The sequence below is a fragment of the Nocardiopsis exhalans genome, assembly GCF_024134545.1.
GTDB lineage: Bacteria > Actinomycetota > Actinomycetes > Streptosporangiales > Streptosporangiaceae > Nocardiopsis > Nocardiopsis exhalans.
In genome coordinates this window covers 4920820-4944792 of the sequence record NZ_CP099837.1, presented here as the reverse complement: position 1 = coordinate 4944792, position 23973 = coordinate 4920820, and the positions used below count along the sequence as shown (strand labels likewise).

Sequence of the window (23973 nt, the reverse complement as noted above, 5' to 3'; positions counted from 1 at the left end):
TCAACAGCACGACCGACCGCGGTGCAGGGCCCGGGTGCCGGGCCCCGCACCGCAGCTCAGAGGAGGAGATCGACATGACCAACCCCAACAACTTCGGCCACGCCACCGTTCGTCTCGCCGCCGACCCCGTCGCCTTCAGTAACACCAACGGCTCGAAGAACGTCAAGTTCAGCGGCTACGCAGACAACAACTTCAAGTCCCGCGACGGCAACTGGGGCTCGCAGAGGATCCCCTTCGAGACCTACATCCGCGAGACCACCGATGCGACCAAGACTCCCTTCGCCGCGATGCGCGAGGGCGACATCGTCAACATCGCCTACCACCTCGAGGACGGCTCGTACCTCGACAAGAAGACCGGTCAGATGGTTTACGCCGGTCCGAAGGTCATTGTCGACGACATCTGGTTGGTCGAGTCGAAGTCCATCCGCGAGGCTCGCGCCCAGGCCAAGGCCTCCCAGAACCAGGTCCCCGCGCAGCCGGCCCCGGTCGCTGCTCCGCAGCAGCCACAGCCCGTGGGCGCCCAGCCTGCGCAGACCGTCCAGCAGACCCCTGTCGCGGTGCCCGCTCAGGTCCAGCCGCACCCTGCGGTCGGCCAGCCGATCACCGTGCCCGCTCGGGTCGCGCAGGCCCAGGGCAACGCCATGGTCAACGAACAGCCGTTCTGAACCCATCGGACCCAGCGCCGCCCGGTGCGAACACGCTGAGCACACCTGAGATCCCCGGTCACGGAGCCGCCGCTCCGTGACCGGGGATGCCTTTTCCCTCGCTATTGGAATCAATCATTGATCACCCCTGCGTCCGTCGGGGACCCGGGCTCACCGGTTTTGGTCCCGCCAGAGGCACCGCCCCTCAACCACCGGTGGAACGCGACCGCCGAGCTGATCACCAGACCCTTGCCCACCAACACCCACACGAAAGGAACAGAGCTGTGAACAGCGATAACGCCTTGCGCCTCACCTCATCTGCCGACGTCGTGACGACCATGCCCTACCTGTTGGGAGGTGAGCCGCCCGAACCCGGGCTGGTGTTCCTCGCTCTCCAGGGTGGCCGCGTGCACACGATCGGGGGGCGTGACCTTGACCCCGAGGGAACCGACGCCGCTTTGGCTTCTGCTCAGGCTGTCGTGCGTTGGGCTTCGGCAGAGGGGTGCGACGGCCTGATGATCGTCGGGTACGGCACCGGCGGCGTGGTCACTCCGCACATCGACGCGATCACCACCGCCGCCACCACACACCGTTTGACGGTTCTGGAGGCGCTCAGGGTGCACCAGGGCCGGTACTGGTCCTACCTGTGCCAGAGCTCGGGATGCTGCCCGCCGCAGGGCACCGAGATCAACGCCGCCCGATCCACGGGCCCAGCCGAGGCGGTCGTACGAGGACTGGCACCCCACGGGGGCCAGCCTCTGTCAACGACAGAGCTAATCGCCCGAAACCGCCGGGAGTTGGAACCTGACGCGTCCATGCGGCCTGAGGTGGTGGCGGTGGCCACCACTGCCGCCGAACTCGACACCGAACACCTGACCGACGGCGGGAAGGCGCTGGTGCGCGCTGCGATCGACGCCGAACGCACCGGCACCGGCCCGAACGGGCTCGATGAGCTGGTGCGTCTGGCGGTTCTCCTGCGCAACCTTCGGGTGCGCGACTTCGCATGGAGGGACATCACGCCCGAGAACGCTCGCGAGCACCGGGAACTGTGGTGCCGCGTCACCCGGGCGGCTGCCACGGCAGACCGGGCCGCCCCCGCCGTGCTGACCGCTGTCGCCGCCTGGGTCGACCATGACCTTCCGTTGGCTTTGGCCGCGCTGGAGGAGGCTTTGGCCGCTGACCCTGGCTACCCCATGGCCGTGCTCATCCTGCGGGCTTTGGAGGCGGGTTTGCCCGCGCGCAAGTGGACGGCCCACGTCCGTGACCGGAAACTCGGAAATCAGGAGTGACGGAAAAATTCCGCCTTCTCGACCCGGAGCTGATCCACCAGGCTTCCGCCCGCAGCGTCGCCACGCCGCCACAACGATCGTGACGGCGGTCGGGCTGGCGGCCGCCATCGGACTACCCATCCAGGGCCACCTCCCACGCCTTTGACGCCCCTGGGAAGGTCAGCAGCCAGCTGGTCCAGCTGACCCAGTTCCCGCGCGTTAGACAGACGTCCACCGAACTACCCCGGCCGCTCGCGGACTTCCCGGACGCAGGCCGGTTCGAGGCCACGCACGTCTACGTCGTCCCCCACGGACCGGAGACCATCGAGGTCGTCGACGAGACCGGTGCCCAGTTGGCGAAAGCGAAGTGGCTGCTCAGACCCATCACTGCGTGGTACTTGACCTTGGGCCGGTTCTGACGCAGCTGAGCCGCACTCGTGGCGCACCTGCGCCGCATCAACTACGAGGAACCGAGATGGACGTCTACGAGAATCAGATCGAACGGCTTCGCCGCAGGCTCTCCGGCCAGAAACTGGAGATTCGTGTGCAGGAGCTGCGTTCCCGTCAGGCCGCCGCACAGGAGGAGGCGACCCGGTTCGACGCGGCACTGGCGCAGGTGCGGGCCGCGTCCGCGCCCGGCCCGCAGGACGAGCTGCCGTTCGACCGCCAGTACCGCGAGTCCTCCGAACGGCTTCGGGCCCGTCTGCGCGCTGAATTGATTACCCCCGCCCAGTACGAGACGCGTCTGGCGGCCGTTGCCGCCACTCGCGCCGAGCGAGCGATCAGGTGGGCGAAGTACGAGGATCGGGCCCTAAACCCCCACAACCCCCGCGCGAAGGTCGCGGCGCAGCTCACTGGCCGTGCCCTACGAGCCCGCGCTCGACGCGGGTGAAGAGGAGGACGGGGTGAAAGTCCGGGACGAACCTGGCCGACCTTGGTGAGTGCGCGGCTGACACTGAGCCCGGCCAGGCCTTCTGCCGTCGGCACGAGGAGGTGTTACTTGACCACGACCAAGAGGTCTACACCCGGCACTACGCCGATCAGCTCACATGAAGCAGTCCGGCCGGATGTTGCCCCCTCCACGATTCGAATACACACGAGAGCGAGGAACCATGCCTGACCCAACCCATGTAGGTGGCTGCTGTGACTATGACCGGGTCAACCTGACCGTGAACATGCTGCTCACACTGATCCGCTGGGGCGACGACGGCAACACCTGGCTGGAGGGAGAGAGTAGGTGAGCAGCAAGAGCTACCAGCTCGGACAGAAGTGGATCGGGCGGGCCGAGGACGCATGGAATCAGATCGGGACTGAACTCGAAGCCTGCGAGAGAGCGTCGGCGGCGGCTCTGATCGCGAGCGCACACTTCGCTGCTGCAGCAGCGGAGTGGAGCGACCCTGAGGTGGCCACGTCGTCCCTGGAGCCGGTGCCCGATCCTGATGGTGGAAGCGCCGTCACCTATGGCCCCTGGCCGCAGCCCGGACAAGAGTGAAGGCCGCGTTCGTGTCCACCATGGTCGGGATGCTCAGCCTGCTGTCCGCCTGCTGCTTCTTCCTGCTGTATCTGCTGGTGAAAACGTTCTTCGGCGATGGGATCCGCAGCGTTGACCTCCAGCGCAGACAGGCACGCCGCCAGCTTGAGTTCGAAGAGGACGCAGCGCTCCTGCGAAAGTTCGCCGCGAGCACCTTCGAGGAAGCGGTCGTGCTGTTGCCCTCGGGCAACAGCACGACCGGCGCGGAAATACGCCAATGGCTCCAGGCACAGGAACAACAGCGATAGAAGCGGTGCCCCTCCCCGTGAACTCAGTCGGAAGGGCAAGAGGCCAGCGGTTCGAATCTCGGCCGTGCGCCCTCGTCGCCCTCGTCGTGAACATTGACTGGCCCCTCCTTCTCACGGTGTTCGGATCGATGGTGCCAGCCAATCTCATCACCGGCCTGTACTGATCTACGACGTAAAGGTCGGCATCACTCACGATTTCCCCGACTAACCCTGCGACGAGGTCAAGGACCTGTGCGCGGCGCTCGGCACCAAGGTGCCCAAGCCCTGACACCAGACCTCCGTGCAACCAGTTGATCAACGGCTCACCGAACCCATCATCGAAAGGGGCTGACCCATGCCCGTCATCACGTTCCTGTTCACCGCCTGGCTCTACATCTCCCTGACGATCGGCGTCGTGACCGGTCTTGGCTACTTCTACTGGTGGAACCTGTGCCGCCAGGAGCCCACCGAGAACCGCGTCGCCATGCGGCACCGGTGGGCTGGCCGCGTCCGGCTCGTCCTGACCTGGCCCGCCCACGTCGCCCGCTTCGTCTCGGCCCTGATCGCCGACATCAGAAGCGAGGGCCGGACGACGACCGAGACGAAGGGGTCCCGCCATGACGATCGCTGACGAACCCGCGCCCCTGCTCGCCCTGGACAAGGGCGACCGAGCCGTCATCGCCGGAGAGGCCTCGACCATCGAGCCGTAGATGGCTACCGTCGTCGAGATGGTCGAGCGCTACGACATGCTCATCGCGGCCGTCAAAGCCTGGGTCGACAAGCAACTGACCTGGGAAAGATAATCGCGAAGGCGCTGCTACCTACAGAAGTCCCGCCCATCGCCGGGCTGTAGCAGCCCGGCGATGGGCGCAGTGCCAAGACCACGATCCAGCCGCACATGACCACAATCGGACCGGCTGCGACCAAGCCTCGCGTCGCTGGTCGGGGATGACCGAGCGCAAGCCGCTCACGGCAGCGGTGAGCCCATCACTGACGAATCCGGAGCCATCCGTGACCGTGCCCGCTCATGACCTGGGGCGAGGAGCATCGCGGTCTCGACGAGGCCGGAGCTGACCGCCTTCTGGACGCAACGTCATCGCCGAACTGCGAACCGCCCCCAGCACGCGGTACCCGAGTGGTCTCTCACTGCGGGTTTCTCCTCCAAACCGTCCCCGATGACCCGGCGTGGCGGTGCGGTCGAACCCACCCGTGCGCGGCGAGCACTCAGGCCCCGGTGTCCGAGATCTATCCGTACAAGGTCGAACCTGCCCGCGGGCGCGAGCACTCAGGCCCTGCCGTAATTGCGCTCCGCACCGTCGCGCCGGCCCAGCCCCGGCAACGAAAGGAACCTCCGCGTGAAACCCACTCTGGACGCAGCAGATCGCATGACCGGCGAACTCATCGACGTCTTCCTGCCGCTCGCGCAGGCCGCGGACCGCAGAATCAACCCCCGACGCTGGACCCTGGCCGACTACTCCACCGCAGCACACTCCGAGTTCCATTCTTACGAGGCGGCGCTCGCGTGGCTCGACAGCACCGCTCCCGTAATCTGCGGGACGATCCGTATCGCCAACGCGACCGCGCGCCACGAAGCCGCCTGGAAGATGGCCGAAGCCCTGCATGCATGGCTGAACATCCGCAAAGACTGGGTCACCTGGAAGACCAGCCACGAGGCTGCCCTGGAATCGGCTCGCGAGTGCGGCGCCGCTCCGCTCGCCCACATCCTGACCTCCTTGGGCGAGTGCCACCTGTGGCAGGACGACCCGGTCAGAGCCGAGAACTACCTGTTGAGCTCCCGCGCACGATGGGCAGAGGCCGAACACTCTCAGGGACAGGCGTCCTGCTTAGAGGCGCTCGGCACGCTCGCCCTGAAGAAAGGGGAGCCCCAGAAGGCGAGGGAGCTGGTCAGCCAGGCCCGTGAGCGTTTCGCTGCTGAGGGCCGGGAGCGCGAAGTGGTGCTGATGCAGCGATGCATCGGCGAGAGCTACTGCGATGAAGGCCCCTACGATGAGGCCATCAGCCTTCTCGAACCGGTCTTCATCTGGTTCGTCGCTGATGGCGACGAGTACCAGCAGATCCGGACGGGCCGCAGTCTCGCTCTGGCTCTGGGAGGTGCGGGCTCCATCGGCCAGATGCGAATCCTGCTGGAGGAGCTGATCAGCATCGCCACAGCGATCGGTGCAGACACCGACGCACGCGAACTCTCCCGTCTGTTGCCGGACCCGCCCGCGGGAACCTGAACCCCGTCCGGCTAGATCCCCGAACCTTCGGCCCGACGGGTTCGCACCAGCGGGGGCGGGGCGCTCCACACCTCGGGACGCCGCCCCCGACGCGCCCGTGGGGTCTTCGCTTCGCCACAACACCGCCGGTACGTGTGGACGTCGTCCATGTTTACGACCCGATGATTCAGCAGGGCATGGACCGCGGCCAACGTCGTCTGACCCCTACCCGGTACCAACTACGCATGCAAGACGGGAGCCCTGCTTCCGCCTCTGCTTACGCTCGTCGCGAGCCTCGTCGTCTGGGGCACCGGCTTCGACGTGGTCGCGCTCTTTCGCTACACCCACCGCGCCCAGGTCGCCGACTGCCGACCCATGATCGAGATTGCACGCTGGTGACCGCGTCACCGACAACCATCATGACCCCGCTACCCCCTCGCAGCGGGGTCTTCTCTTGTCACCGCACTTCTGGTGCCGTCAGGCTCGGCGCAGCCGAGCTCGGGAGCTTCTTCGCAAAGACACCATCACCGCTTGGAGGCCGGCATGACCACGCGCATCGCCAAGCCCGGCGGCGAGGTCGAAGCCAGCTCGACGAAGGCCCGCCAGATCAACCGACCCCAGCAAAAGGCTGACAAGGAGCACTGATCACCATGGCATTCCATCCCCCTTTCACCGAGACCGCAGAACAGGAGCGCGAGCGTCTGGCCTCCGCCCCGGCCGGCTCGAAGACCCACGCGCTGTCGACGCTGCCCGTGACCATCCTCCAGTGGCCCCAGGACCTGCTCATCGAGCTGCCCTGGAGGGCTATCGGAGAGAGTGAATACCGTGTTGTCGTAGTGCCCTTCCGGTTTCGCGCCGAGATCAAACCGGCCGTTGGTCGTCAGCGCGAGCCGCGGCCGCGTAAGCGCCACTCCGGCTCGTGGGACTGCATCGTCGTCGCCTCCGACCACCCCGCCTACCCCGTTGGCGGCTACCGCCTGAGCATCCCGACCATCGAGATCGTGCGCGGTACCCAGATCTTCATCTGAAGGAAAGCACCATGTCCGACCTCACCTGGGCCAGGGCGGCACCGCACGGACGGGGACCGTCGCGACCGCCGCAGCCAAGTCCGACACACGCGAGGTCCTCTACACCCGGTGTGACCGCACCTGGACCTGGGGCCTGTTCACTGACACCTGGGCAGCCCGGAGGAACGATCCTGCCGACGTTCCGCAGGGCTCGGCACAGCCTCGCCGGGGTTTCCCCGAAGAAGACCTTCACCGCTTCCCTGGACAGGCGAGGTGGGACCTCGTGCTGGAACTACCGCACGAGGACGCGCCGCGACTGAGATGAGAGCGGCTCAAGACCACCTGAGGTCACCACCATTGCGATGCACGACCATCACTTCGGCGCTCTAGCTCAGCGGCAGAGCACTCGGCGTTCTGACTGCCCGCGGTTCGACTCCGCATCGCGACCACCGGGAGGGCAGACCCAGGCGACAGGCCCGGCGCAGGGCGACGCACGAGAGGTCGCGGGTTCGATCCCCGCGAGCGCCACGGCACACAACCACCAGGAGGACCACCATGCCCGCCCCCATGTTCACCGGCCAGCTTGGATTCCTGTCGAACTTCGACACCACGTCCTTCTTCGTCTCCCAGCTCAACACGGACGTGCCCTCTGGAGAGCACGCCTTCAACGCACTGAAGACCCTCAGTGACGACGAACGCCGCCACGTATTGGCTGCCCCGACACCAGCGGAGAGCAAGAAGCGCGGACGGCGCGTAACTCTGCGGCCGGAATGGGATGCCGGAGTACGCGTCTGGGCAATGCAGCGAGTGCTCATGGCGAAGTTCTCCGTGCCTGAGCTCAGCGCCAAGCTCCAGGCCACCGGGTCACTCCGGCTGGTCGAGACCAACCGCTGGCACGACCAGTTCTGGGGCGACTGCTTCTGCGACCGGCACGCTCAAACCCCCGGCCAGAACATGCTCGGCGAATTGATCATGGCTATTCGCGCCCACCAGCGGGTGAGCTGACACGACGAGCTCATCGCTGCGTCTCTACGCTACGACAGAGAAGCCTCCCCGCCAGCAACCGAGGTTACTGGCGGGGAGGCTTCTTTTTTCTCCACGAGGGCTTGGCTGGAGGTCCGCGTGGACCTGCGGCTCTGCCCCCTCATGGCGGCATAGGCCCGGGTGCCAGCGTTGTCGACGTCCCGAGGTCACCGACCATGAAGCCGCCGACGACCAGGACCACAGCGGAGGCGCCTATGACCACAGCGGAGCCGCCCAAGAGCGCCAGGGCGAAGACGATCGGTCGCTCGACGTAGGTCCGCTTGATCCTCTCGATCAGGCCGGGTCGCTTCTCACCGCCCTTGTCCTCGTCGTCCATTGCTCCATTCCCCTCTGTCTGATCCGTCATCGCTGAGTTCACCCTCCCCTCACCATCGGCACCTTGAGGCCGCCGATCATGAGCATCGCCCCGTGCTCAGCAGGGTCGCCTTCGAGCCGAGGCCGGCCGTCGCCGAGAACACCATGTTCCACATCCGGGCGGGCAGCTCGACGACGCTCAACGGGGCGTACCCGGTCATCTCAGCCATCCGCCCGGCCGCGTAGATCGGCCTGCCGCGGGTCACGACCTGGTTTTGAGCGGCCCCATCCGCGGATGCGCGGCTGCCCGAGCCTCATGACACCGAAAAGTCTATTCAATGATGATTTAAATGAGGAGTCCACTTGGGAGTTGATCCTCAGGTCGAACGGTGCGGGAACGCCCGACCCTCATACCCAGGAATGCTCGGGAGGAGGACCGGGCGTCGTCAGCCTCAGGCCGCCGCGGTGCTGTGCTTGCCCTTCTTCGCGTTCTCCTCCGCGGTGGTCGCGGCGAGGAAGAGCCCTTCGCGGTTGAGATGGCGCGAGTAGCCGGAGTCGAGGTAGAGCACCGGCGTAGAGCCCGCCGCCTTCTGCAAGACCGGGCGCAGCAGCTCCTTGATCGGGCCCGAGCCGCCGCCGTAGACGTAGACCACCTCGGTGGTGCCGCCGACCTCGACCAGGACGTCCTCGAACCGCGTCCCGATCTCGTCGCAGAGGTAGCCGGCCTCCTCCTCGACGAAACCGGAGGCGATGTCGTAGCGGCCGCGCGTGAAAGGGCTCGGCTCGGTCTGGAGGAAGTCAGCGAGCTGCTTGCGGTTGGCGAACGCCAGGTTCTTGTGCCCGCTGGTGACCATCTGCTCCAGGGCGTTCGTCAGCGCCGTGCCGTAGCCCTGCTCGAGCGTCGCCGCCGCCTCCGGGTTGAAGTCGCCGTCGGTGAAGACAGGGAAGTTCACCGTGCCCTCGCCGACGTCGACGCCGATGGTGTTGCGCACGCTCACCAGTGCCTCGGCGGTGACGTCGGCCAGCCCCTCCGCCGCCTCCGGGTCCGAGACCCGCAGATCGTCGAGCAGGGCCTGGGCCAGTCCCAGGCCCTTATCGGCGATGGCGAACTGCGCGCTCGCGCCCTCGGGCAGGACCTGCACGTCCTCGAACTGCAGACGCACCGCCACCGGAGTCGAGAAGTTCTTGATCGTGACCATGTGCACCGCCGGGTCCGCGCCTCCCAGAGCGCCAATGAACTGCGCGGCGTAGGCCGACCGGCGCTGGACGTACTCGGCGATCGGTAGCGCCAGACCCGCACGAACGGTCACCCGCAGTTCGGCCTCGGGCAGAGCGCGGTGAGCACGCACGTAGTCGCGCAGTGCCTTGGCGGCGAAGACGCCGAGGACCAGGACGGCCGAGAGCTCCTGGTCGGCCTTCGAACGGGTCCCGGTGACCTCGAACTGGGTGAACTTCGACCCGCGCATCGTCAGCGCAGCCCGGCCCATCGTGCGCAGATCGGAGTGGCCGACCAGGGGAGTGGTGAACGACCCGGAGAACTTGTTGAAGAAGTCGTCGTAGACGGCCACGCTCATCGCGTGGGCGTCGGCCTCGGGGACCTTCGGCATCGACCGGGACGTGCTCGAGACCGCCGAAGGCAGATCGACGGAATCGTAGACCGTCTCACCGTCCACGGTGCCGCGCACGACCCCCTTGACGTAGCCGTTGCCGACGTCGATGCCGCCGGTGAGCCTCATGCTCGTGTCCTTCGTGCTCATGTTGCGGGGAACCTCTCAGTAGTTGTCGTCGTGGAATGCTCGTTCGCCGCGGCCGGCCCTCACGGACCGGTGAGGAAGGCGTCGAGGCCCGAGGGGGCCTGCGACTTCTTGGTCTTCGGCTCCTCGTCAGCGGCTGGCTCGACCTGCTCCTGCTTCGGTTCCTCGGCCGGCGGCGTCCGTTCGGTGCGCTCCCCGGCGACCTCCGCCTTGTGACGGAGGTCGTCTGCCAGCTCGGTCTCGGCGGGATCGGGGCCGTCGATCTCGTCGTCAGCGGCAACCTGGGGCAGCTGCTCGACGGGCCGATTGACCACGTCGACGTAGCCGTCGCGCTGGATCGACTCGCGGATGAGCATTCGCATCGAGGCCGACGCATCGTCTTGGTGATCGATCCACGTCTGCGACGACTCGTCGGCGGCAGGGATCGTCAACCGGACCCGCCTGGGCTCCGGCTTCTTCTTAGCAACCATCTCGAACCCCTCGCGTCATGATCATCCGCCTCTCCTTCCTCTGTTTTTGATGGTGAGTCAATCATCGATGCTATTGATCGTTGAATGCAACACTAATGGCCATATGTGACCAATGACAAGCCATTCATGGCCAGATCTGGGACGAGCGCGGTACCTGCGCAGGGCGTCCCGCGTGCGGCTGCCCCCGGCGGTCGACCGTGTGCGGCCAGAACAGACCTCATCTCGGGCGCTTCGTGCCCGGCTTTGACCACGACCTCCGAGGACCTCCCATGTCACACCCGGTCATGACCTGTCGCTGGCCAGCAATGGCGGCCTTTCGGGCAGGGTGCGAAACGATCACGTGCCAACCCCGGTCACATCACGCCCGGCAGTGATGCACCATCCGGGCGGATCATGGGCTGGTTGTGGTCGAAGGGGAGCCCCGCCCATCAATGGCCACATCATGGCCGGTTCATGGCCGCCGATGAGCCGATTTGAACCGGCCATGACCGAGTGATTCGACATTGGCCATGCATGGCCGCCATCCGACCGCAGATCAACCACGTTCGGGTCGGAACGATGCCGGAATGGAGACGTGGTGCCGCGATGTGACCCCGAAGACCCGATTTGACAAAGAGCCAGACACATCATTGGCAAGCATGACCGTGTCAATCCCAAGTCCGCCCGAATCGTTGCAGTGGATGACCGGGTTCGGTACGCGAAAACAAGACCGTTCCTAGGGTCGAGAAGGTGCTGGAGACCCTCAGGCACGCGCCGACGACGACCGCAGTGATATCGCAGCGGCGCCGAGGTGGCGACACGAGTAGCCAAGCGGGGGAGAGAGCGCGGTTCGCTGCCAGCGGGTCGTTTCCTTCCGCGTATGCCCATGTCGACTACCTCGGCCGTGGGTCCGCGACGAGCTCATGACGGGGCGGGTATCCGGCTCCGGCAACGACCGGCAGCGACGGGCGGAGCCGGCCTCGGGCGCGGTGCAACAAGGTGCCCGGTGAGGAAGCGGAGCAGGCGCCGCGACAACGGGTGGAGCGACAAGCTGCGTTGCCAGGACTACGGCTGGAGCAACAGCCGATGACAACGAATGCAGGGGTTCGGAACGAGGACTGCCACGAGAGTGATCCACAGGCTGATGTGGTCATCGCGACGACGAAGAGAAGGCTGTGGCGACGCCTTTGGTGATAGCTGTTGCACGGTGTCGATGCAAGGAGCGCAGCAGTAGGGGAACAACCGTACGGTCACCAGCTCGTACCTCGCTGAAGCGAAGAAACCCAGACCGTACGGCGGTGCCACGGTCGTTGAAACTGCCGTACGCCGATCTGTTGCCATGGCCAGGGAAAACCCAACCGTCCGTACACCGCTTCGCGGCCGACAACGGACCGTACGGTTGATGGGTGTACACAACGTTTCCCCTGATACACGAGCCGTTCCGGTCCTCGGCCAAGGCCTCGAACGCGGAACATGGGAGAGAAAAGGAAAGGGCATAAGTAAAGCTGGCAACCCACCCCTGCGGGGACCCTCGCTGCGCTCGGTCGGGTTGGTCGGCATAGCCGACGGCTTTATCCTCCGGATCCTCGGTCGCTGGCGCTCCCTTGGCCTATGCCCATCCGCTGCGCTCTGCAGAAGAATGAGCCGCCTCGGCGCTCGCCCGGTATCCACAGGAAGACGCCCTGCGGGCGCACCTGTGAGCGAAATGGCGATCGCCTCGATGGCTGCCAGGCGATGGCTCATGGCCAGCACAGCTGGCACGGGAGGACACAGGAGTCGACAGAAGTGCCCAGGCCCCTGTCGGCACGATGCCTGCGAAATCTTCGCTCCTGCTCCTGACGTCCTTGCGCTTGATCACGACTGCGGGAACCGGACCTGCATCCGCACTCCTCCCGATCACCTCGAGCCTGTGACGAGCGCCGAGACCGTCATCCGCAGTGACGAGTTCATGGCCGTCCATGACCGCAAGACCAGCTGGCCCTAAGGCCATCCCTTGCGGCGACGAGGACCTCCGATGCAAACCCAGCGCCAGCGGCAGGGTCGGCACTCGTCGCTGCCGTGAGAGCAAGAGCGGCGAGCACGAGACCACCGTCTCCGACTGCCTCGAATCATTCCGAGAATCATTGACCGAAAGGACGATCGAAATGTCGACGCCCTATCTCACGCCCTACGACACTGGTGCCCGCTGCGAGCCCCAAGTCTGGCTGACCCCGACGCGGCTCGCTCTCGAGAAGTCGTCGCCCGACGCCCGCGCCATAGAAGAGGGCCGCTTCGGCAGGGTCGACTTCGACAACGACGAGGCGAGGACTGTGTGCACCGTTCACATCGAGCGCGGCGAGGACGGTCGGTACGTCGTGGTCATCGGCCTTCGTCACGAGAAGCCGATCATCGCCATCGACGACAACGGCGCGCGGACCTATGTCAACGCCCTGACGGACTGATCCGATCATGGCTCTCGACTACTCTCACGTGCTCCTCGTCACCGGCTCTCGCACCTGGGACGACGAGGTCGCCATGCGCCGGGTCTTCAACGAGGTCTGGACCGACTGGGCCGCTCGAGGCCCCATCACCCGGCCCGTGCTGGTCTCGGGCCATTGCCCTGCCGACAAGCGCGGGCGCAGCGCCGACGCCATGGCCGAGCGTCTGTGGAGGTCGGCTGGCCTCGACGTCATCGAGATGCCCGCAGACTGGAAGACCCACGGTAAGAAGGCCGGGCTGCGGCGCAACGTGGAGATGGTCAACGCCGTGCTCAGACTCTGCGAGGTGGGGGCCCAAGCATGGGCCGCGGCCTTCCTCGACCTCTGCGACAAGAACGACTGCCCGCGGGCGAACGACGAGCAGCTCCTGCCGACTCGACGAGGTCACTTCTCACACGGCACCGTCCATTGCCGCCGCGCTGCGATGGCCGCCGGGATCAGCGTCGTCGACGCCGTCCGCGCCTGAACAGCGAAATGGACGCAGAAGCCCTGGACCGACGGCGGTCCGGGGCTTCGCTGATCCACTAGTCTGTGAGATGGTCTACGAATCGTAGGGGGCGTCCTTGGGTGGGCCGCCGTGGGCGTCCCAGTACGCCTTGAAGACCTCCTTTCGGATTCTCCCGTACTCGGCCACCTCGTGGCCGTTCTCCTTGGCCCACTTCCGGATCTTCTCCCGCTCCTCTGCGGTCGTGGTGGGCACGACCTTCTTCTTCCCTGGCTCCTTGGACGCCTTGCGTCCCGCCTTCACGTACTCCTTCAGCGAAGCCTCGAACTTCTTCCGCTCCTCGGGCGTCAGGTCGACCTCGTACCACTGATCCCCGACTCCGAAGGTGACGGTCGCCGCATTGGGCTCGCCGCTGAGGTCTGATTCGATCACTTTTCGGATGGCCATACTGGGGAGAGTAACCCACGAATCCATGGCTGCAAAGACAGCCCGGCCGAATCGTTGCCGAATGCTCGTTCGTGCTGCTATATGAGCATCTTCGAGGTAGCGCACTGCTAGAATCACACCATCGAATCGTGCGCGCCGACTCGTGATCCGCGCGTGAAGAACCCCGGATCCGAAAGGTCTTCGCTATGACCTATACCCTCACCATCGACATCGACGACTTCGCTGGTGTCACCGGCCAGGGCCTCTTCGCCACGCTCTGCGCTCGCCGGGGCTGGACCGACGAGTACCTCGCAACCATCCAGTCCGAGGAGCACGACGCCCTCAAGGACGTCGAGACAATGGTCGCCGTGCTCGAAGACGCCCGAGCCTCAGGGTCCAAGGTCGTCATCGCGCCCGACTTCGACATGGACGGCATCGCCTCCGGCATCCTCGGCTACGCGGGTCTGTCCGAGCTCGGATTCGACGTCGAGCTGCATCTGCCCGACTACCGCCGCGGTCACGACCTGTGCCCGGAGGACATCGCCGAGATCCACGCGGCCTGGCCCGATACTCGGGTGCTGCTCACCTGCGACGGGGGAGTGAACTCCCACGAGGGCATCGCCGCGGCCAGGTCGCTGGGGTGGACGACACTGGTGACCGACCACCACGCCGAGCTCGAGCCCGGATCGAGCGCCGACGTCACCGTCGACCCCTGCCGCATCGATGAGACCTACGCGCTCAAGGGCATCTGTGGGGCACACGTGCTCTACCAGGTGATCGAGGCCCATGCAGTCGCCCACCGTCCCGACAAGCTGTGGGAGGTCCGTCTGCTGCGGCTCTTCGCCGGCCTTGGCACCGTCTCCGACGTGATGCCGCTGCTGTATGAGAACCGCCAGCTCGTGCGCGATTCGCTCTCGCTGGCCCGACTGCTGTGGGTCAGGCCTCCCAAGACGGTCCCCAACCGGTTCGGCGGCCTCGACCCCGACCTCAAAAGGATCGACGTCGACCGGGCCGTCCTACTGCAGTTGCTGCGCGCCGACGACCACCACCCAGTCTTCCTCGCGGCCTTCGAGGGTTTCGCGCTTCTACTCAAGGCCTTCACGCAGGCGGGCAAGATCCGCGAGGTCGACTCGATCGACGAAGGGCTCTACGGCTTCTACCTGGCACCGGCGATGAACTCGCCGCGGCGCATCGAGGCTCCGCTGGCTCCGTGCTTCGAAGTCTTCACCGCCCCGACGCCCGAGGCCAAGCTCGACGCGGCCCGGGCGGTCATCGAGGGTAACGAGCACCGCAAGGAGCTCACCGCTGCCTACACCGAGGAGATCCTCGGCGCCGACCAGCCGCTGACCCCCTGGGTCTACTTCTCCTCTGCCCCGGCGGGCATGTACGGGCTGCTGGCCAGCCAGATGATGCAGCGCACCGGCCACCCGACCGTCGTCGTGACCCGGCCCGCGCGTCCCGACGAATTCGTCTCCGGCTCTGGCCGGGCCCCGGAGTGGTTCGACATCATCTCCAGCCTTGAACCGCACGAGGGACTGTCGGCCATCGGCCACCAGCAGGCCTGTGGTGTCAAGGTCGAGCGCGCCGACCGGCTCACACAGCTGGCCCAGGTGCTGTCCGACCAGACCCGGCTGGCGATGCTCCGGCGCGACCCCTCGGCCTCGCCCGGCGACCTCGTCCTGGGCACGGCCGAGGGGGCCGACGCTCCGCTGACGGACATGACCCCGCTCATCGAGCTCGTCGAGCGCCTGGAGTCCCTCAAACCCTTCGGCCACGCCTTCGCCGAACCGCGGGTCGAGGTCGTGCTGCCCCCGGCCGACCTGCGTGTCGGCCGCATCGGCTCCGACGCCGACTGCGACCACGAGCGCACCCCCGAAAACGGGGAGGAGGGTGAGCGCGGCTGGTGGGTGTGCTTCCGGTGCAAGAAGCACCTGCGGGTGATCACCCGCGACGGCCTGGCGTGCCTGTGGTGGAACGCCGCGGACGAGCACGTCGAGGCGCTGGCGTCCAGGGTTCGCGACGCCCAGCAGGCCCCGGGCGCAGAACCCTTTCGATTCCTTGCCAAGCTCCAGCTCAACGAGTTCATGGGTGAGACACGCGTCCAGCTCGTCATCGACGAACAACTGGCATGACGGGAGGAGGCCCGGCGATGGCCGCATCAGCGAATCCCGCAGGCTCCCGGCCCCGGCCCAGGGCCGGGGCGCTTCTGTGGTGCCTGGTCGTCCCCGTTCTCGTCGTCAGTGCCTACATCGGCCTCGGGTTTGTCGCTACCGGACTCGTGGCCGACCCGATCACCGCGACGGTGGTCCTCGGCGTGGTGGTCACGCTCGTCGTCGGCCTCTTGCGCTGGAGGCGTCCGGCCTGGTTCGCGTACGAGCCAGCTCCCGTCCCGCCGGGGTCCGGGAGCGGAGCCGTTCGGTTCTGGTCGGGGGTGGCCGGTGCCGGGCTGCTGGCCTTCCTGGCCGGCCAGACGATGGGGCTGTGGCTTCACCATGTTTTCGGCTCGCCGGGCTTTGAGGCCCAGGCCGCCTCCCGGCACGCCGCTGGCGTGATGGCGATCATCCTCGTCCTGCTCGTCTCCCCGCTCAGCGAGGAGGCCCTCTTCCGGGGGGTGCTTTACCCGTTGCTGCGCAGGCGAGTGGCGGTCGTCGTGGCCGTGGCCGTCCAGGCCGCGGCCTTCGCGATCATGCACGCCAACATCGTCCAGATCGCCTCGGTCCTGCCCCTGGCCGCGCTCCTGGCGATCGTCTACGAACGCACGCGCGGTCTCGTCCCCGTTGTCCTGGTCCACATCGGCTTCAACCTTGCTGCGGCTCTCGTACCACCGGCCTGGCTGGGGTTTCTCGCCCATCCGCTGGCCGTGATTCCGCTGGGCGTGACCTTCGGGCTCGTGCTTGCCGGTCTCGCCCCCGGCCGCGCTACGGGCGGACCCGCTGCCTGAGAGCGGTCGGGATCCAGGACGAAGTTCCATCTCCTCTCTGCTCTCGGTGATAACCGAGTCCCCATGGCTGGCGCGCTTGCGCGCGAGGTCGCTCAGGAACTCGGTCGGACCGGGGTGACCGGGCCGTCCGGTCACCGGGTGGGTGACTGAAAGTTTTTCTTCAGTCATACTCGTGAAGAGAGGAGAGGATCATCATGGCTGTCATCGGACCCTGTGAATACGACGCGGACGGCAAGCTGTTGCGCCCCAGTGCTTCCGCGATTGGCCGCGCCTACGTAAGCATGGACACCAGTATCGGCGGCGAAGACAGTGATGCCCTCACTCTCGACCGCGGGTGCACACACTTCGCCGTGCTGAACTTCTACGCCAAAAGCCCCGAAGAAGCGGTGCGTCGAGGCAAGAATGGCTTGGCCCGAACGCTCAGCCGCCTCGAGTTCGAGACCGGATTTCGTGAGATCAGCATCGAGCGTTCCACGGGCCGCATCCCGGTCAGTCGCGACTACGTGGTCACCTACAAGATGGTCTACGCCGTCGAGGCCGACCGATCCTTGCAGACCGTATCCCCCAAAGCGGGATATTCCCGGGACGACGCGTCCCCGTCGGGCTTCAACCTCGTGGACTTCGCTCCGTACTGAGGTCCAGTGCCCACAGTTTCTTAGGCACAAAAAAGAGGCCGGAGGCTCCCTTCCCACGGGGAGGACCTCCGGCCTCTTTCTTTTTCACGTTCCTGTGCGACAACCACACGAGGGTGAGAGCTGAACCAAACGCCGTTCACCTGAACCTAACTCTACCAGGACATCTATTGCCCTCGCAATGAATCGAACCATCCCGAGAGGTGGTGATCATTCATATCGCCTCATGGTCATGGCGGAAGGATGAATCGCATGGTTCATGAAGGAAGCCATGCCGACGTCGAGGAAGAGTCGCCGCGTGGATCATTGTGTACCACTTCCTCTGGTACATCCATCATTTGCACTCTGATCTGGGTGAACGCTTCTTTTGAAGAAGGTCGGCAGGCGGCATGTACCACATTGAATTGTCGCTGTGGTACAGGTGTTTGCCCAGGTCGAGGTTGTTATTCCGCGCGTTGTACCACGGGTACCAGATTTTCCTCACTCTCTTATGGGGAAGTGGGGGCATCTCGTTGGAGCCGGGTCGTCGGTGGGGATGCGGGGGTCTGCTTTGCGCGTATTACTTCATGTCATTCATGTGGTACGAGTGGTACAGAGGGTATATAAAGATCCCCTGGCCTGGGCAAACGGATGTACCACATCAAGAATGAGAAGTGGTACACGTGGTACAAAGCCCCTCCTGTTCCCCTTCTGAGCTGGGCAAACGGGTGTACCACGCTATGGTGCCCGTTCCCTGAGCCCCCAGGGGGTACCCCCTTGGTTTCCCTGGGTATCCATCCCGCACGAGTGAAGAGCTCTTCCTCGCGCCCTTCTGGCCTGTTGTAGGCGGCTCACGCCGCCTCCGGGCTGGTGATGCACGAGAAGCCGCCTGCTCGCGCCCGGACGCCCGTGCCCGGTCTCGGCCGCAGCTGCTTCTCGCAGGGCTGGTTCGGCCCTGACTGGCGCTTGCCGCGCCGCAAATCGAGCATCTATTGATCATCTAGTCATGATTCAATGCATTGCTAAAGATCATTTGCATGGCATAGGGTTAGTATTGCGTTCCATTCAATAACGAGACCAATCGGCTTCCCACGCCATCGCCGGCAGGTTTCGCCCGCCAGGGAGACAACCTCATGACCACTCCTGACCAGAGCACATCTGTGTCAGCCGACCCCGATAGGTCAGCCGACAACGCCGTCCACGACGTCGAGTCCACCCTCGACACGATCAAGGCCCACTTCGCCGAGACACAGGCCATCTCGCCGCTGAACCAGGTCATCACCGTCGTCACCGAGACCTACCTCGCCGATCTCGATCCCGCCCGACCACCGCGGCCGGCAGCCTTGGAACAGCAGCTGCTGGCCATCGTCAACAGTGTCGTCGTGGTCGAGAACACCAAGACCAACGTCCAAGCCATGAAGCTGCCCATGGCCAAGCACCTGACCCCCTGGCAAATCGCCCAGATCCTCCTGCACCTGCACCACGTCAAGCGCATCGCCCCCTCCGACAAGGACACCGACCGCGAATACGACCTACTGGCGATGTACCAGGCCTCGGGTCCGGGCCGCGGGACCTACACGGTCAGCGAGGACGACATCCGGATGAAGGCACGCCGCTACCACGCCGGCATGACTCTCAACGACTTCAAAGAGGTCATGGCCGTGCTCAAGGAGGACGCGCCGCGGACCACCCAGTGCCTGCACCGCGACCTCATCGCTGTCGGCAACGGTGTCGTCTACTACGGCAGCGAGCCCGCGACCGAGACCATCGGCGGCACAGAGTTCTCCTTCGAGCCCAAGACCCTGGCCCCCTTCGACCCGGCTCTAGTCTTCCTGGCCAAGTGCCACGTCGACTACGTTCCTGATGCCCCCAACCCGGTCATTGTCCACCCCGTCGACGGCTCGACCTGGGACATCGTGTCCTGGATCGACGAGCTCACCGACGACGAGGGCGTGGCCGAGCTTCTGTGGGAGATCATCGGCGCGATCATCCGCCCGCACGTGCGGTGGAACAAGACCGCCTGGTTCTACTCCGAGGCCGGAAACAACGGCAAGGGCACGCTGTGCTCGCTCATGCGCAACCTGTGCGGGCCGCGCTCGCACACCTCGATCCCCCTGGCCGACTTCGGCAAGAACTTCGCCCTCGAGCCGCTGGTGAGGGCCAACGCGATCATCGTCGACGAGAACGACGTGGGCACCTTCATCGACAAGGCCGCCAACCTGAAAGCCGTCGTCACCGGCGACGTCATCCAGATCGACCGGAAGTACCGGATGCCGATCGCCTACCAGTTCTTCGGCTTCATGGTCCAGTGCCTCAACGAGTTCCCGCGGGTCAAGGACAAATCCGAGTCGTTCTACCGCAGGCAGCTGTTCGTACCCTTCTCAAAGTCCTTCACCGGGGCTGAGAAGCGCTACATCAAGGACGACTACCTGCAGCGGCCCGAGGTTCTCGAGTACGCGCTCTGGCACGTCCTGCACAGGGCGGGCACTTCCGAGCACAAGCCCGAAACCTCGACCGACGCCCCGGGCAGCTACTACGAGCTGGCCGAGCCGCCGGTGACGAAGATGGTGCTGGCCGAATACAAGGAGGCCAACGACCCGGTCCGGGCCTTCTGGGAGGAGTTCCGGGAACGTTTCGCCTGGGACCTGCTGCCGTTCACGTTCCTCTACGACCTCTACAAGGTCTGGTTCGTCTCCGTCTCGCCTTCGGGCTCGCCGGTCTCCAGGCAGCAGTTCGTCACCGACTTGGTCGCGATCGTCAAACCCGACCAGGAATGGCACTGCCCGGACAAAAACCGAAAGATCCGGCCGGGCAAGCCCGACACCGGGCTGATGAGCGAGCCGGAGACCCTCATCGCCGAGTACGACCTCAAGGCATGGAAACAGCCCGGCTACATCGGCACGGACCCGGCCAAAGCCTCCCGCCCCCTGCTCAAGCCCAACTACCGCGGACTCCTCCGCCAGACCGTCGGTGACGACGACCAGGACGCCCAGGGTTGAGCCGGAACCCCCTCCACGAGAAAGGGCGCCCGTGCTCAGGATCACCAGGTCGATCGCCCGCTCCCGGCTGACCACCGCCCCCGGAAAGACGGTCCCGCTACGCGGACCCCGCCAAGGCACCGAGGTCCCGCGCCAGCGCGCTCCGCACGAGCGGTCCAGGCCGCGCCCACGAAGAACCGGCCTTAAGCCGCGCCGAGAAGAAAGGTACGCCCCTCATGAGCACCGAGAGGACGCCCATCACCGCTGAGCAGGCACTGTTCACCTTCTACGACATCGAGTCGCTGACCAATGTCTTCAGCCTCGTCGCCTACACGCCGTTTCCCGATGGCACGGGCACTATCGAGGTCTTCTACCTCGTCGACGACGCGGATGAGGGCACCAACCTCGCCGACACCATCGACCACCAGGCCCTCGGCCACCGGCTCTTCGCGGCCAACCCGGGACTACCGGCATTCCCCGCCACCACGGCGACCTTCTTCGACCTACGGTCCGAGGCCAGCAACATCCGGCTCGCCGAGATCGTCGGTCTCTCCGACGCCGACCGGGTCAACGACCCGGCCGAGTCCTCGTCCTACCCGGTGGGTCTGCGCCCGGTCTGCGACACCGACGCCGAGTACGACCCCGCAGCCCATCCGTTCCTCGCCGGGTACAACTCGACGAACTACGACACGACGATGCTCGCCCTCTACCTGAACGAGGTGTTCCAGGCCACCGAGGGCGACGTCTTCCGGCCGACCACGGCCGCCGAGATGCGCGCGCACAACGACCGGCTCTTCAGCGTCGACAACATCGAGTACATGCCCAGGTACCTGGGCTGGGACTCTACGCCCGCGAAGATACGTCAGGCGATGCTCCACTCCGGTCGCCACATCGACATCGCCCGCCTCAACGAGCTGCAGTGGAAGGTCCCGCTCAAAGGGTTGCTCGGACTCCTCGGCCGCCAGATCAAGGAGTCCGACCGACTGACCATCGACACGACGCTGAGCAAGCTCGACGACCTCTACGAGCTGCTGGCCTACAACGTCTCCGACTGCCTGGGCCTGGCCCAGCTGTTCGAGGAGCCGACCTACTCCTCAACGTTCGACCTCAAGGCCGGCCTGCTCGCCGAGTACCCGGAGACCGTCTACGAGAAGGACTACCGCACCGGCAAACCGGCGATCGACCCGTCCCGGGTCCGCCGCAACCGACTGACCATCGACTCGACCTCGGCGAAGTTCGTCGGCCTCATCCTCTCGCCCTACGGCAAGCTCAAGGACATCCCCACGGTGTCCTTCAAGTACCCGGCGGCGTCAGTGGCCGAGGAGCAGGGCATCGAGCAGGTCGACGTGCTCGCCCAGTGCCAGCGCTTCTTCGAGGACGAGGTCGCCCCCGACCGGGCGACCAATCCCGACCAGGCCGAGGCCCACCGGCAGTTCATGAACGTCGTCGCCTACTACCGGTCGATCGAGGGCGAAAACTTCAACGACTCCGACGAGTACCGCAGAGTCCACGGCGACCGCGAGGCCAAGGTTCTCAAGGAGATACCGAAGCTGCCGAACAACCTGCCCTACTTCGACGCCACAGGCACGCCGACCTCCTGCTTCGTCACCTTCTCCACCGGCGGCATTCACGGGGCCGAGGCGGACATGAACGCCTATGCCGCCGACAAGCTCGCCTATGCCGAGTCGGAGAACATGCTCCTGCGCGCGCAGGCGATGTTCTCCGATCCGCTCGATTTCCGCACCGCGGCCAAGCGCCAGCATGAACTGCTGACGCTGCCCGACGGCTCGCGGGTGACCAAGTCGCTGGTCATCAGCGGCAAGAAGTGGCGCAAACCGAAGAAGAGCGATGAGGTCCAGAACGAGCAGCTGGCCCTGGCCCAGGAGCAGGTCGCCGATCCAGAGGAGCTGCTGGCCACCCAGCGGCCCAAGGCCGAGGAACTCAACGTGGTCCTACCCACCGGCGAGGTGCTCCTTGGCAAGGCGGTCCTGGCCAAACACACGATCTCAGGTGCGACTTATCGGCAGGTTCCGGCGACCAAGCAGCCGGAGCTGTTCGTCGAGAACAAGAAGACGCCGGGCGACCGGTCGACCCGACTCGACGCCAAATACGCCCGGACCTCGGCCGGCCACGTCATCCACGAGGATTTCAGCTCCTACTACCCGAACCTCCTGCGCAACATGCGGGCGTTCTGGAACCCGGACCTGGGCGAGGATCGCTACGCGAAGATCTTCTTCGACAAGGAGCACTACGGGAAGCAGATGAAGGTTCCGGGCATCGGCCCGGAGGAGAAGACGCGGCTGAACACCCTGCGCAACGGGACGAAGCTCATTCTCAACTCGGCTTCCGGTGCCGGGGACACGACCTTCGGCAACTCACCGATCCGGATGAACAACACCATCATCTCGATGCGCATCATCGGCCAGCTCTTCTCCTGGCGGATCGGCCAGGCCCAGACGCTGGCCGGGGCACGGATCATCTCGACCAACACCGACGGCCTCTACTCTGTCGTCGACACCTCCGGCGCGCCGGGGGCCTTCGACGCTGAGGCCAACAACAGGGTGCTCGCCGAGCAGCAGGCCGCGATCGGTATCGAGATCGAGCCGGAGCCGATGTTCCTCATCAGCAAGGACTCGAACAACAGGCTCGAACTCGTCCCGACCGAAGAAGACAAAGTCGCCGCCGACGACCACGTCGGTCACGCGCCGGCCGACCCGGTCGCCGAATGGGAGATCGACGCGGCCAGCGGAGGGACGCTGGCCTGCCACGCCGGTCCCACGCCCGCGAAGAAGCTCGCCCACCCCGCGGTGACCGACTTCGCTCTGGCCCGCTACCTGCAGACGGTCGCGGCCAGGGGGGAGCAAGCCCTGTCGGAGCCCTTTGACCCCGAACTGGGGCGCAGGATCCTCCAGGAGGCGATCGATCCCGACAACCCCGTGAAAACTCTGATGCTCTTTCAGAACATCATCACCGCCTCGCGGGGCTCGATCACCTATCCCTTCGCCGTCGACCCGCTCGGCAGGGACGGGGAGGAGGCCCTCGACCAGGATCTGGTCCTGGCCAACCCGCGGGCCCTGCAGACGGTCAACCGGGTCTTCGTCGTCGAGCACGGCACGCCGGGCGCCCAGAGCCTGCTCTCGGCCAGGGCGAGGGTCGTGAACGCCGACTCGAAGGAGCGCCGTCGCGAGCTGGGTGAGGCCCCGGTGAGGCGAGAGAAGGAGGCCCTGGCCATCCTGCGCGCTCACGGCTGGGCCGGTGATCGACTGGAGCTCGGCTCCGCCGACGGGCTCGCGCTCATCCCCGAGGACCGCGACGTCGTCGCCCAGCGCATCAGTGGCATCGATCCCTCGTGGTCGTTGGTCGTGCGCAACGACGACCTCCACGCCCTTGACTCCCAGGTGCTCGACGACCTCATCGCCTCGCTCGACCTCGAGGTCTACCTGGGGATGCTTGACGCGACGTTCTCGAAACACTGGAAGAACTCCACTTAGCGCGTCCTTTCCCCGTGGCCACCGCAGACCCCGCCAGCGCCCCGTCGTCGGCGGGGTCTGCCCTTGTAATTGGCACGACCATTGCCGAAGGAACCCACTCACAATCGGAGCATCTAATGATTGAGTAGAATTGGAGATGCTTTGACATTGAATGATCATTGTTGAAA

The 23973-nt window shown here is 65.6% G+C and carries 22 protein-coding genes and 1 tRNA gene; 18 read left to right on the top strand and 5 right to left on the bottom strand.

The features are described from left to right. Positions 1 to 74: 74 nt before the first annotated feature. The 11 genes from NE857_RS21845 (at position 75) to NE857_RS21800 (ending at position 7901) form a co-directional block, all read left to right on the top strand. Positions 75 to 665, top strand: coding sequence for a hypothetical protein (locus NE857_RS21845; RefSeq protein WP_254417451.1), 591 nt, complete (start codon positions 75 to 77; stop codon positions 663 to 665). A 263-nt stretch (positions 666 to 928) separates the two neighbouring features. Then, positions 929 to 1933 (top strand): DUF4192 domain-containing protein, encoded by a 1005-nt coding sequence (locus NE857_RS21840; RefSeq protein WP_254417450.1) that lies wholly within the window; start codon positions 929 to 931, stop codon positions 1931 to 1933. A 454-nt stretch (positions 1934 to 2387) separates the two neighbouring features. Beyond that, a complete protein-coding gene (locus NE857_RS21835; protein WP_254417449.1) occupies positions 2388 to 2804 on the top strand; it encodes a hypothetical protein in 417 nt (138 codons plus the stop codon). 220 nt (positions 2805 to 3024) lie between these two features. Continuing rightward, complete coding sequence (locus tag NE857_RS34335) at positions 3025 to 3153, top strand: hypothetical protein (RefSeq protein WP_301184240.1); 129 nt, start codon at positions 3025 to 3027, stop codon at positions 3151 to 3153. After that, positions 3150 to 3404 (top strand): hypothetical protein, encoded by a 255-nt coding sequence (locus tag NE857_RS21830; RefSeq protein ID WP_254417448.1) that lies wholly within the window; start codon positions 3150 to 3152, stop codon positions 3402 to 3404. Before NE857_RS34335 ends, NE857_RS21830 begins: the two co-directional genes overlap by 4 nt. Positions 3405 to 3415: 11 nt before the next feature. Further along, positions 3416 to 3691, top strand: a complete 276-nt coding sequence (locus NE857_RS21825; RefSeq protein WP_254417447.1) for a hypothetical protein — start codon at positions 3416 to 3418, stop codon at positions 3689 to 3691. A 334-nt stretch (positions 3692 to 4025) separates the two neighbouring features. Then, positions 4026 to 4301: a hypothetical protein gene (locus tag NE857_RS21820; RefSeq protein ID WP_254417446.1), complete on the top strand. Its 276-nt coding sequence runs from the start codon at positions 4026 to 4028 to the stop codon at positions 4299 to 4301. A gap of 724 nt (positions 4302 to 5025) precedes the next feature. After that, a complete protein-coding gene (locus NE857_RS21815; protein ID WP_254417445.1) occupies positions 5026 to 5910 on the top strand; it encodes a tetratricopeptide repeat protein in 885 nt (294 codons plus the stop codon). Between the two features lie 629 nt (positions 5911 to 6539). Then, positions 6540 to 6917 (top strand): hypothetical protein, encoded by a 378-nt coding sequence (locus NE857_RS21810; RefSeq protein WP_254417444.1) that lies wholly within the window; start codon positions 6540 to 6542, stop codon positions 6915 to 6917. 359 nt (positions 6918 to 7276) lie between these two features. Further along, a tRNA-OTHER gene (locus NE857_RS21805) sits at positions 7277 to 7424 on the top strand. A gap of 27 nt (positions 7425 to 7451) precedes the next feature. Further along, on the top strand, positions 7452 to 7901 hold the full coding sequence (locus tag NE857_RS21800) for an NADAR family protein (protein WP_254417443.1): 450 nt from the start codon (positions 7452 to 7454) through the stop codon (positions 7899 to 7901). A gap of 139 nt (positions 7902 to 8040) precedes the next feature. Here the strand turns inward: NE857_RS21800 and NE857_RS21795 are convergent, their stop codons facing one another. The 4 genes from NE857_RS21795 to NE857_RS21780 form a co-directional block, all read right to left on the bottom strand. After that, on the bottom strand, positions 8041 to 8256 hold the full coding sequence (locus NE857_RS21795; protein WP_254417442.1) for a hypothetical protein: 216 nt from the start codon (positions 8254 to 8256) through the stop codon (positions 8041 to 8043). 76 nt (positions 8257 to 8332) lie between these two features. Continuing rightward, positions 8333 to 8500: a hypothetical protein gene (locus NE857_RS21790; RefSeq protein WP_254417441.1), complete on the bottom strand. Its 168-nt coding sequence runs from the start codon at positions 8498 to 8500 to the stop codon at positions 8333 to 8335. Between the two features lie 186 nt (positions 8501 to 8686). Continuing rightward, positions 8687 to 9991 carry an acetate and sugar kinases/Hsc70/actin family protein gene (locus NE857_RS21785; protein ID WP_254417440.1) on the bottom strand — a complete coding sequence of 435 codons (1305 nt, stop codon included), beginning with the start codon at positions 9989 to 9991 and terminating at the stop codon, positions 8687 to 8689. A gap of 59 nt (positions 9992 to 10050) precedes the next feature. Next, positions 10051 to 10458 (bottom strand): hypothetical protein, encoded by a 408-nt coding sequence (locus NE857_RS21780; RefSeq protein WP_254417439.1) that lies wholly within the window; start codon positions 10456 to 10458, stop codon positions 10051 to 10053. A gap of 2123 nt (positions 10459 to 12581) precedes the next feature. Between NE857_RS21780 and NE857_RS21775 the strand changes: the two genes are divergently transcribed. Then, a complete protein-coding gene (locus NE857_RS21775; RefSeq protein ID WP_254417438.1) occupies positions 12582 to 12878 on the top strand; it encodes a hypothetical protein in 297 nt (98 codons plus the stop codon). Between the two features lie 7 nt (positions 12879 to 12885). Next, a complete protein-coding gene (locus NE857_RS21770) occupies positions 12886 to 13380 on the top strand; it encodes a DUF2493 domain-containing protein (RefSeq protein WP_254417437.1) in 495 nt (164 codons plus the stop codon). Positions 13381 to 13455: 75 nt separating this feature from the next. On the opposite strand, the gene NE857_RS21765 is transcribed toward NE857_RS21770, so the two are convergent. Continuing rightward, positions 13456 to 13806, bottom strand: a complete 351-nt coding sequence (locus NE857_RS21765) for a histone-like nucleoid-structuring protein Lsr2 (RefSeq protein ID WP_254417436.1) — start codon at positions 13804 to 13806, stop codon at positions 13456 to 13458. A gap of 185 nt (positions 13807 to 13991) precedes the next feature. On the opposite strand from NE857_RS21765, the gene NE857_RS21760 reads away from it, so the two are divergent. The 5 genes from NE857_RS21760 (at position 13992) to NE857_RS21740 (ending at position 23806) form a co-directional block, all read left to right on the top strand. After that, positions 13992 to 15917: a DHH family phosphoesterase gene (locus tag NE857_RS21760; protein WP_254417435.1), complete on the top strand. Its 1926-nt coding sequence runs from the start codon at positions 13992 to 13994 to the stop codon at positions 15915 to 15917. Between the two features lie 17 nt (positions 15918 to 15934). Next, positions 15935 to 16726, top strand: a complete 792-nt coding sequence (locus tag NE857_RS21755; protein WP_254417434.1) for a CPBP family intramembrane glutamic endopeptidase — start codon at positions 15935 to 15937, stop codon at positions 16724 to 16726. A 194-nt stretch (positions 16727 to 16920) separates the two neighbouring features. Next, positions 16921 to 17361: a hypothetical protein gene (locus NE857_RS21750; protein WP_254417433.1), complete on the top strand. Its 441-nt coding sequence runs from the start codon at positions 16921 to 16923 to the stop codon at positions 17359 to 17361. Between the two features lie 1109 nt (positions 17362 to 18470). After that, positions 18471 to 20336 (top strand): DNA primase family protein, encoded by a 1866-nt coding sequence (locus NE857_RS21745; protein WP_254417432.1) that lies wholly within the window; start codon positions 18471 to 18473, stop codon positions 20334 to 20336. A gap of 215 nt (positions 20337 to 20551) precedes the next feature. Continuing rightward, positions 20552 to 23806 (top strand): hypothetical protein, encoded by a 3255-nt coding sequence (locus tag NE857_RS21740; protein ID WP_254417431.1) that lies wholly within the window; start codon positions 20552 to 20554, stop codon positions 23804 to 23806. Positions 23807 to 23973: the final 167 nt, after the last annotated feature.

What these genes read in the sequence shown, in the direction of transcription:
- NE857_RS21770 (WP_254417437.1), top strand. Translation starts at nt 12,886, where the DNA reads ATGGCTCTCGACTACTCTCACGTGCTCCTCGTCACCGGCTCTCGCACC.
- NE857_RS21820 (WP_254417446.1), top strand. Translation starts at nt 4,026, where the DNA reads ATGCCCGTCATCACGTTCCTGTTCACCGCCTGGCTCTACATCTCCCTG.
- NE857_RS21745 (WP_254417432.1), top strand. Translation starts at nt 18,471, where the DNA reads ATGACCACTCCTGACCAGAGCACATCTGTGTCAGCCGACCCCGATAGG.
- NE857_RS21800 (WP_254417443.1), top strand. Translation starts at nt 7,452, where the DNA reads ATGCCCGCCCCCATGTTCACCGGCCAGCTTGGATTCCTGTCGAACTTC.
- NE857_RS34335 (WP_301184240.1), top strand. Translation starts at nt 3,025, where the DNA reads ATGCCTGACCCAACCCATGTAGGTGGCTGCTGTGACTATGACCGGGTC.
- NE857_RS21835 (WP_254417449.1), top strand. Translation starts at nt 2,388, where the DNA reads ATGGACGTCTACGAGAATCAGATCGAACGGCTTCGCCGCAGGCTCTCC.
- NE857_RS21845 (WP_254417451.1), top strand. Translation starts at nt 75, where the DNA reads ATGACCAACCCCAACAACTTCGGCCACGCCACCGTTCGTCTCGCCGCC.
- NE857_RS21740 (WP_254417431.1), top strand. Translation starts at nt 20,552, where the DNA reads ATGAGCACCGAGAGGACGCCCATCACCGCTGAGCAGGCACTGTTCACC.
- NE857_RS21750 (WP_254417433.1), top strand. Translation starts at nt 16,921, where the DNA reads ATGGCTGTCATCGGACCCTGTGAATACGACGCGGACGGCAAGCTGTTG.
- NE857_RS21780 (WP_254417439.1), bottom strand. Translation starts at nt 10,458, where the DNA reads ATGGTTGCTAAGAAGAAGCCGGAGCCCAGGCGGGTCCGGTTGACGATC.
- NE857_RS21760 (WP_254417435.1), top strand. Translation starts at nt 13,992, where the DNA reads ATGACCTATACCCTCACCATCGACATCGACGACTTCGCTGGTGTCACC.
- NE857_RS21810 (WP_254417444.1), top strand. Translation starts at nt 6,540, where the DNA reads ATGGCATTCCATCCCCCTTTCACCGAGACCGCAGAACAGGAGCGCGAG.
- NE857_RS21795 (WP_254417442.1), bottom strand. Translation starts at nt 8,256, where the DNA reads ATGGACGACGAGGACAAGGGCGGTGAGAAGCGACCCGGCCTGATCGAG.
- NE857_RS21765 (WP_254417436.1), bottom strand. Translation starts at nt 13,806, where the DNA reads ATGGCCATCCGAAAAGTGATCGAATCAGACCTCAGCGGCGAGCCCAAT.
- NE857_RS21785 (WP_254417440.1), bottom strand. Translation starts at nt 9,991, where the DNA reads ATGAGCACGAAGGACACGAGCATGAGGCTCACCGGCGGCATCGACGTC.
- NE857_RS21755 (WP_254417434.1), top strand. Translation starts at nt 15,935, where the DNA reads ATGGCCGCATCAGCGAATCCCGCAGGCTCCCGGCCCCGGCCCAGGGCC.
- NE857_RS21775 (WP_254417438.1), top strand. Translation starts at nt 12,582, where the DNA reads ATGTCGACGCCCTATCTCACGCCCTACGACACTGGTGCCCGCTGCGAG.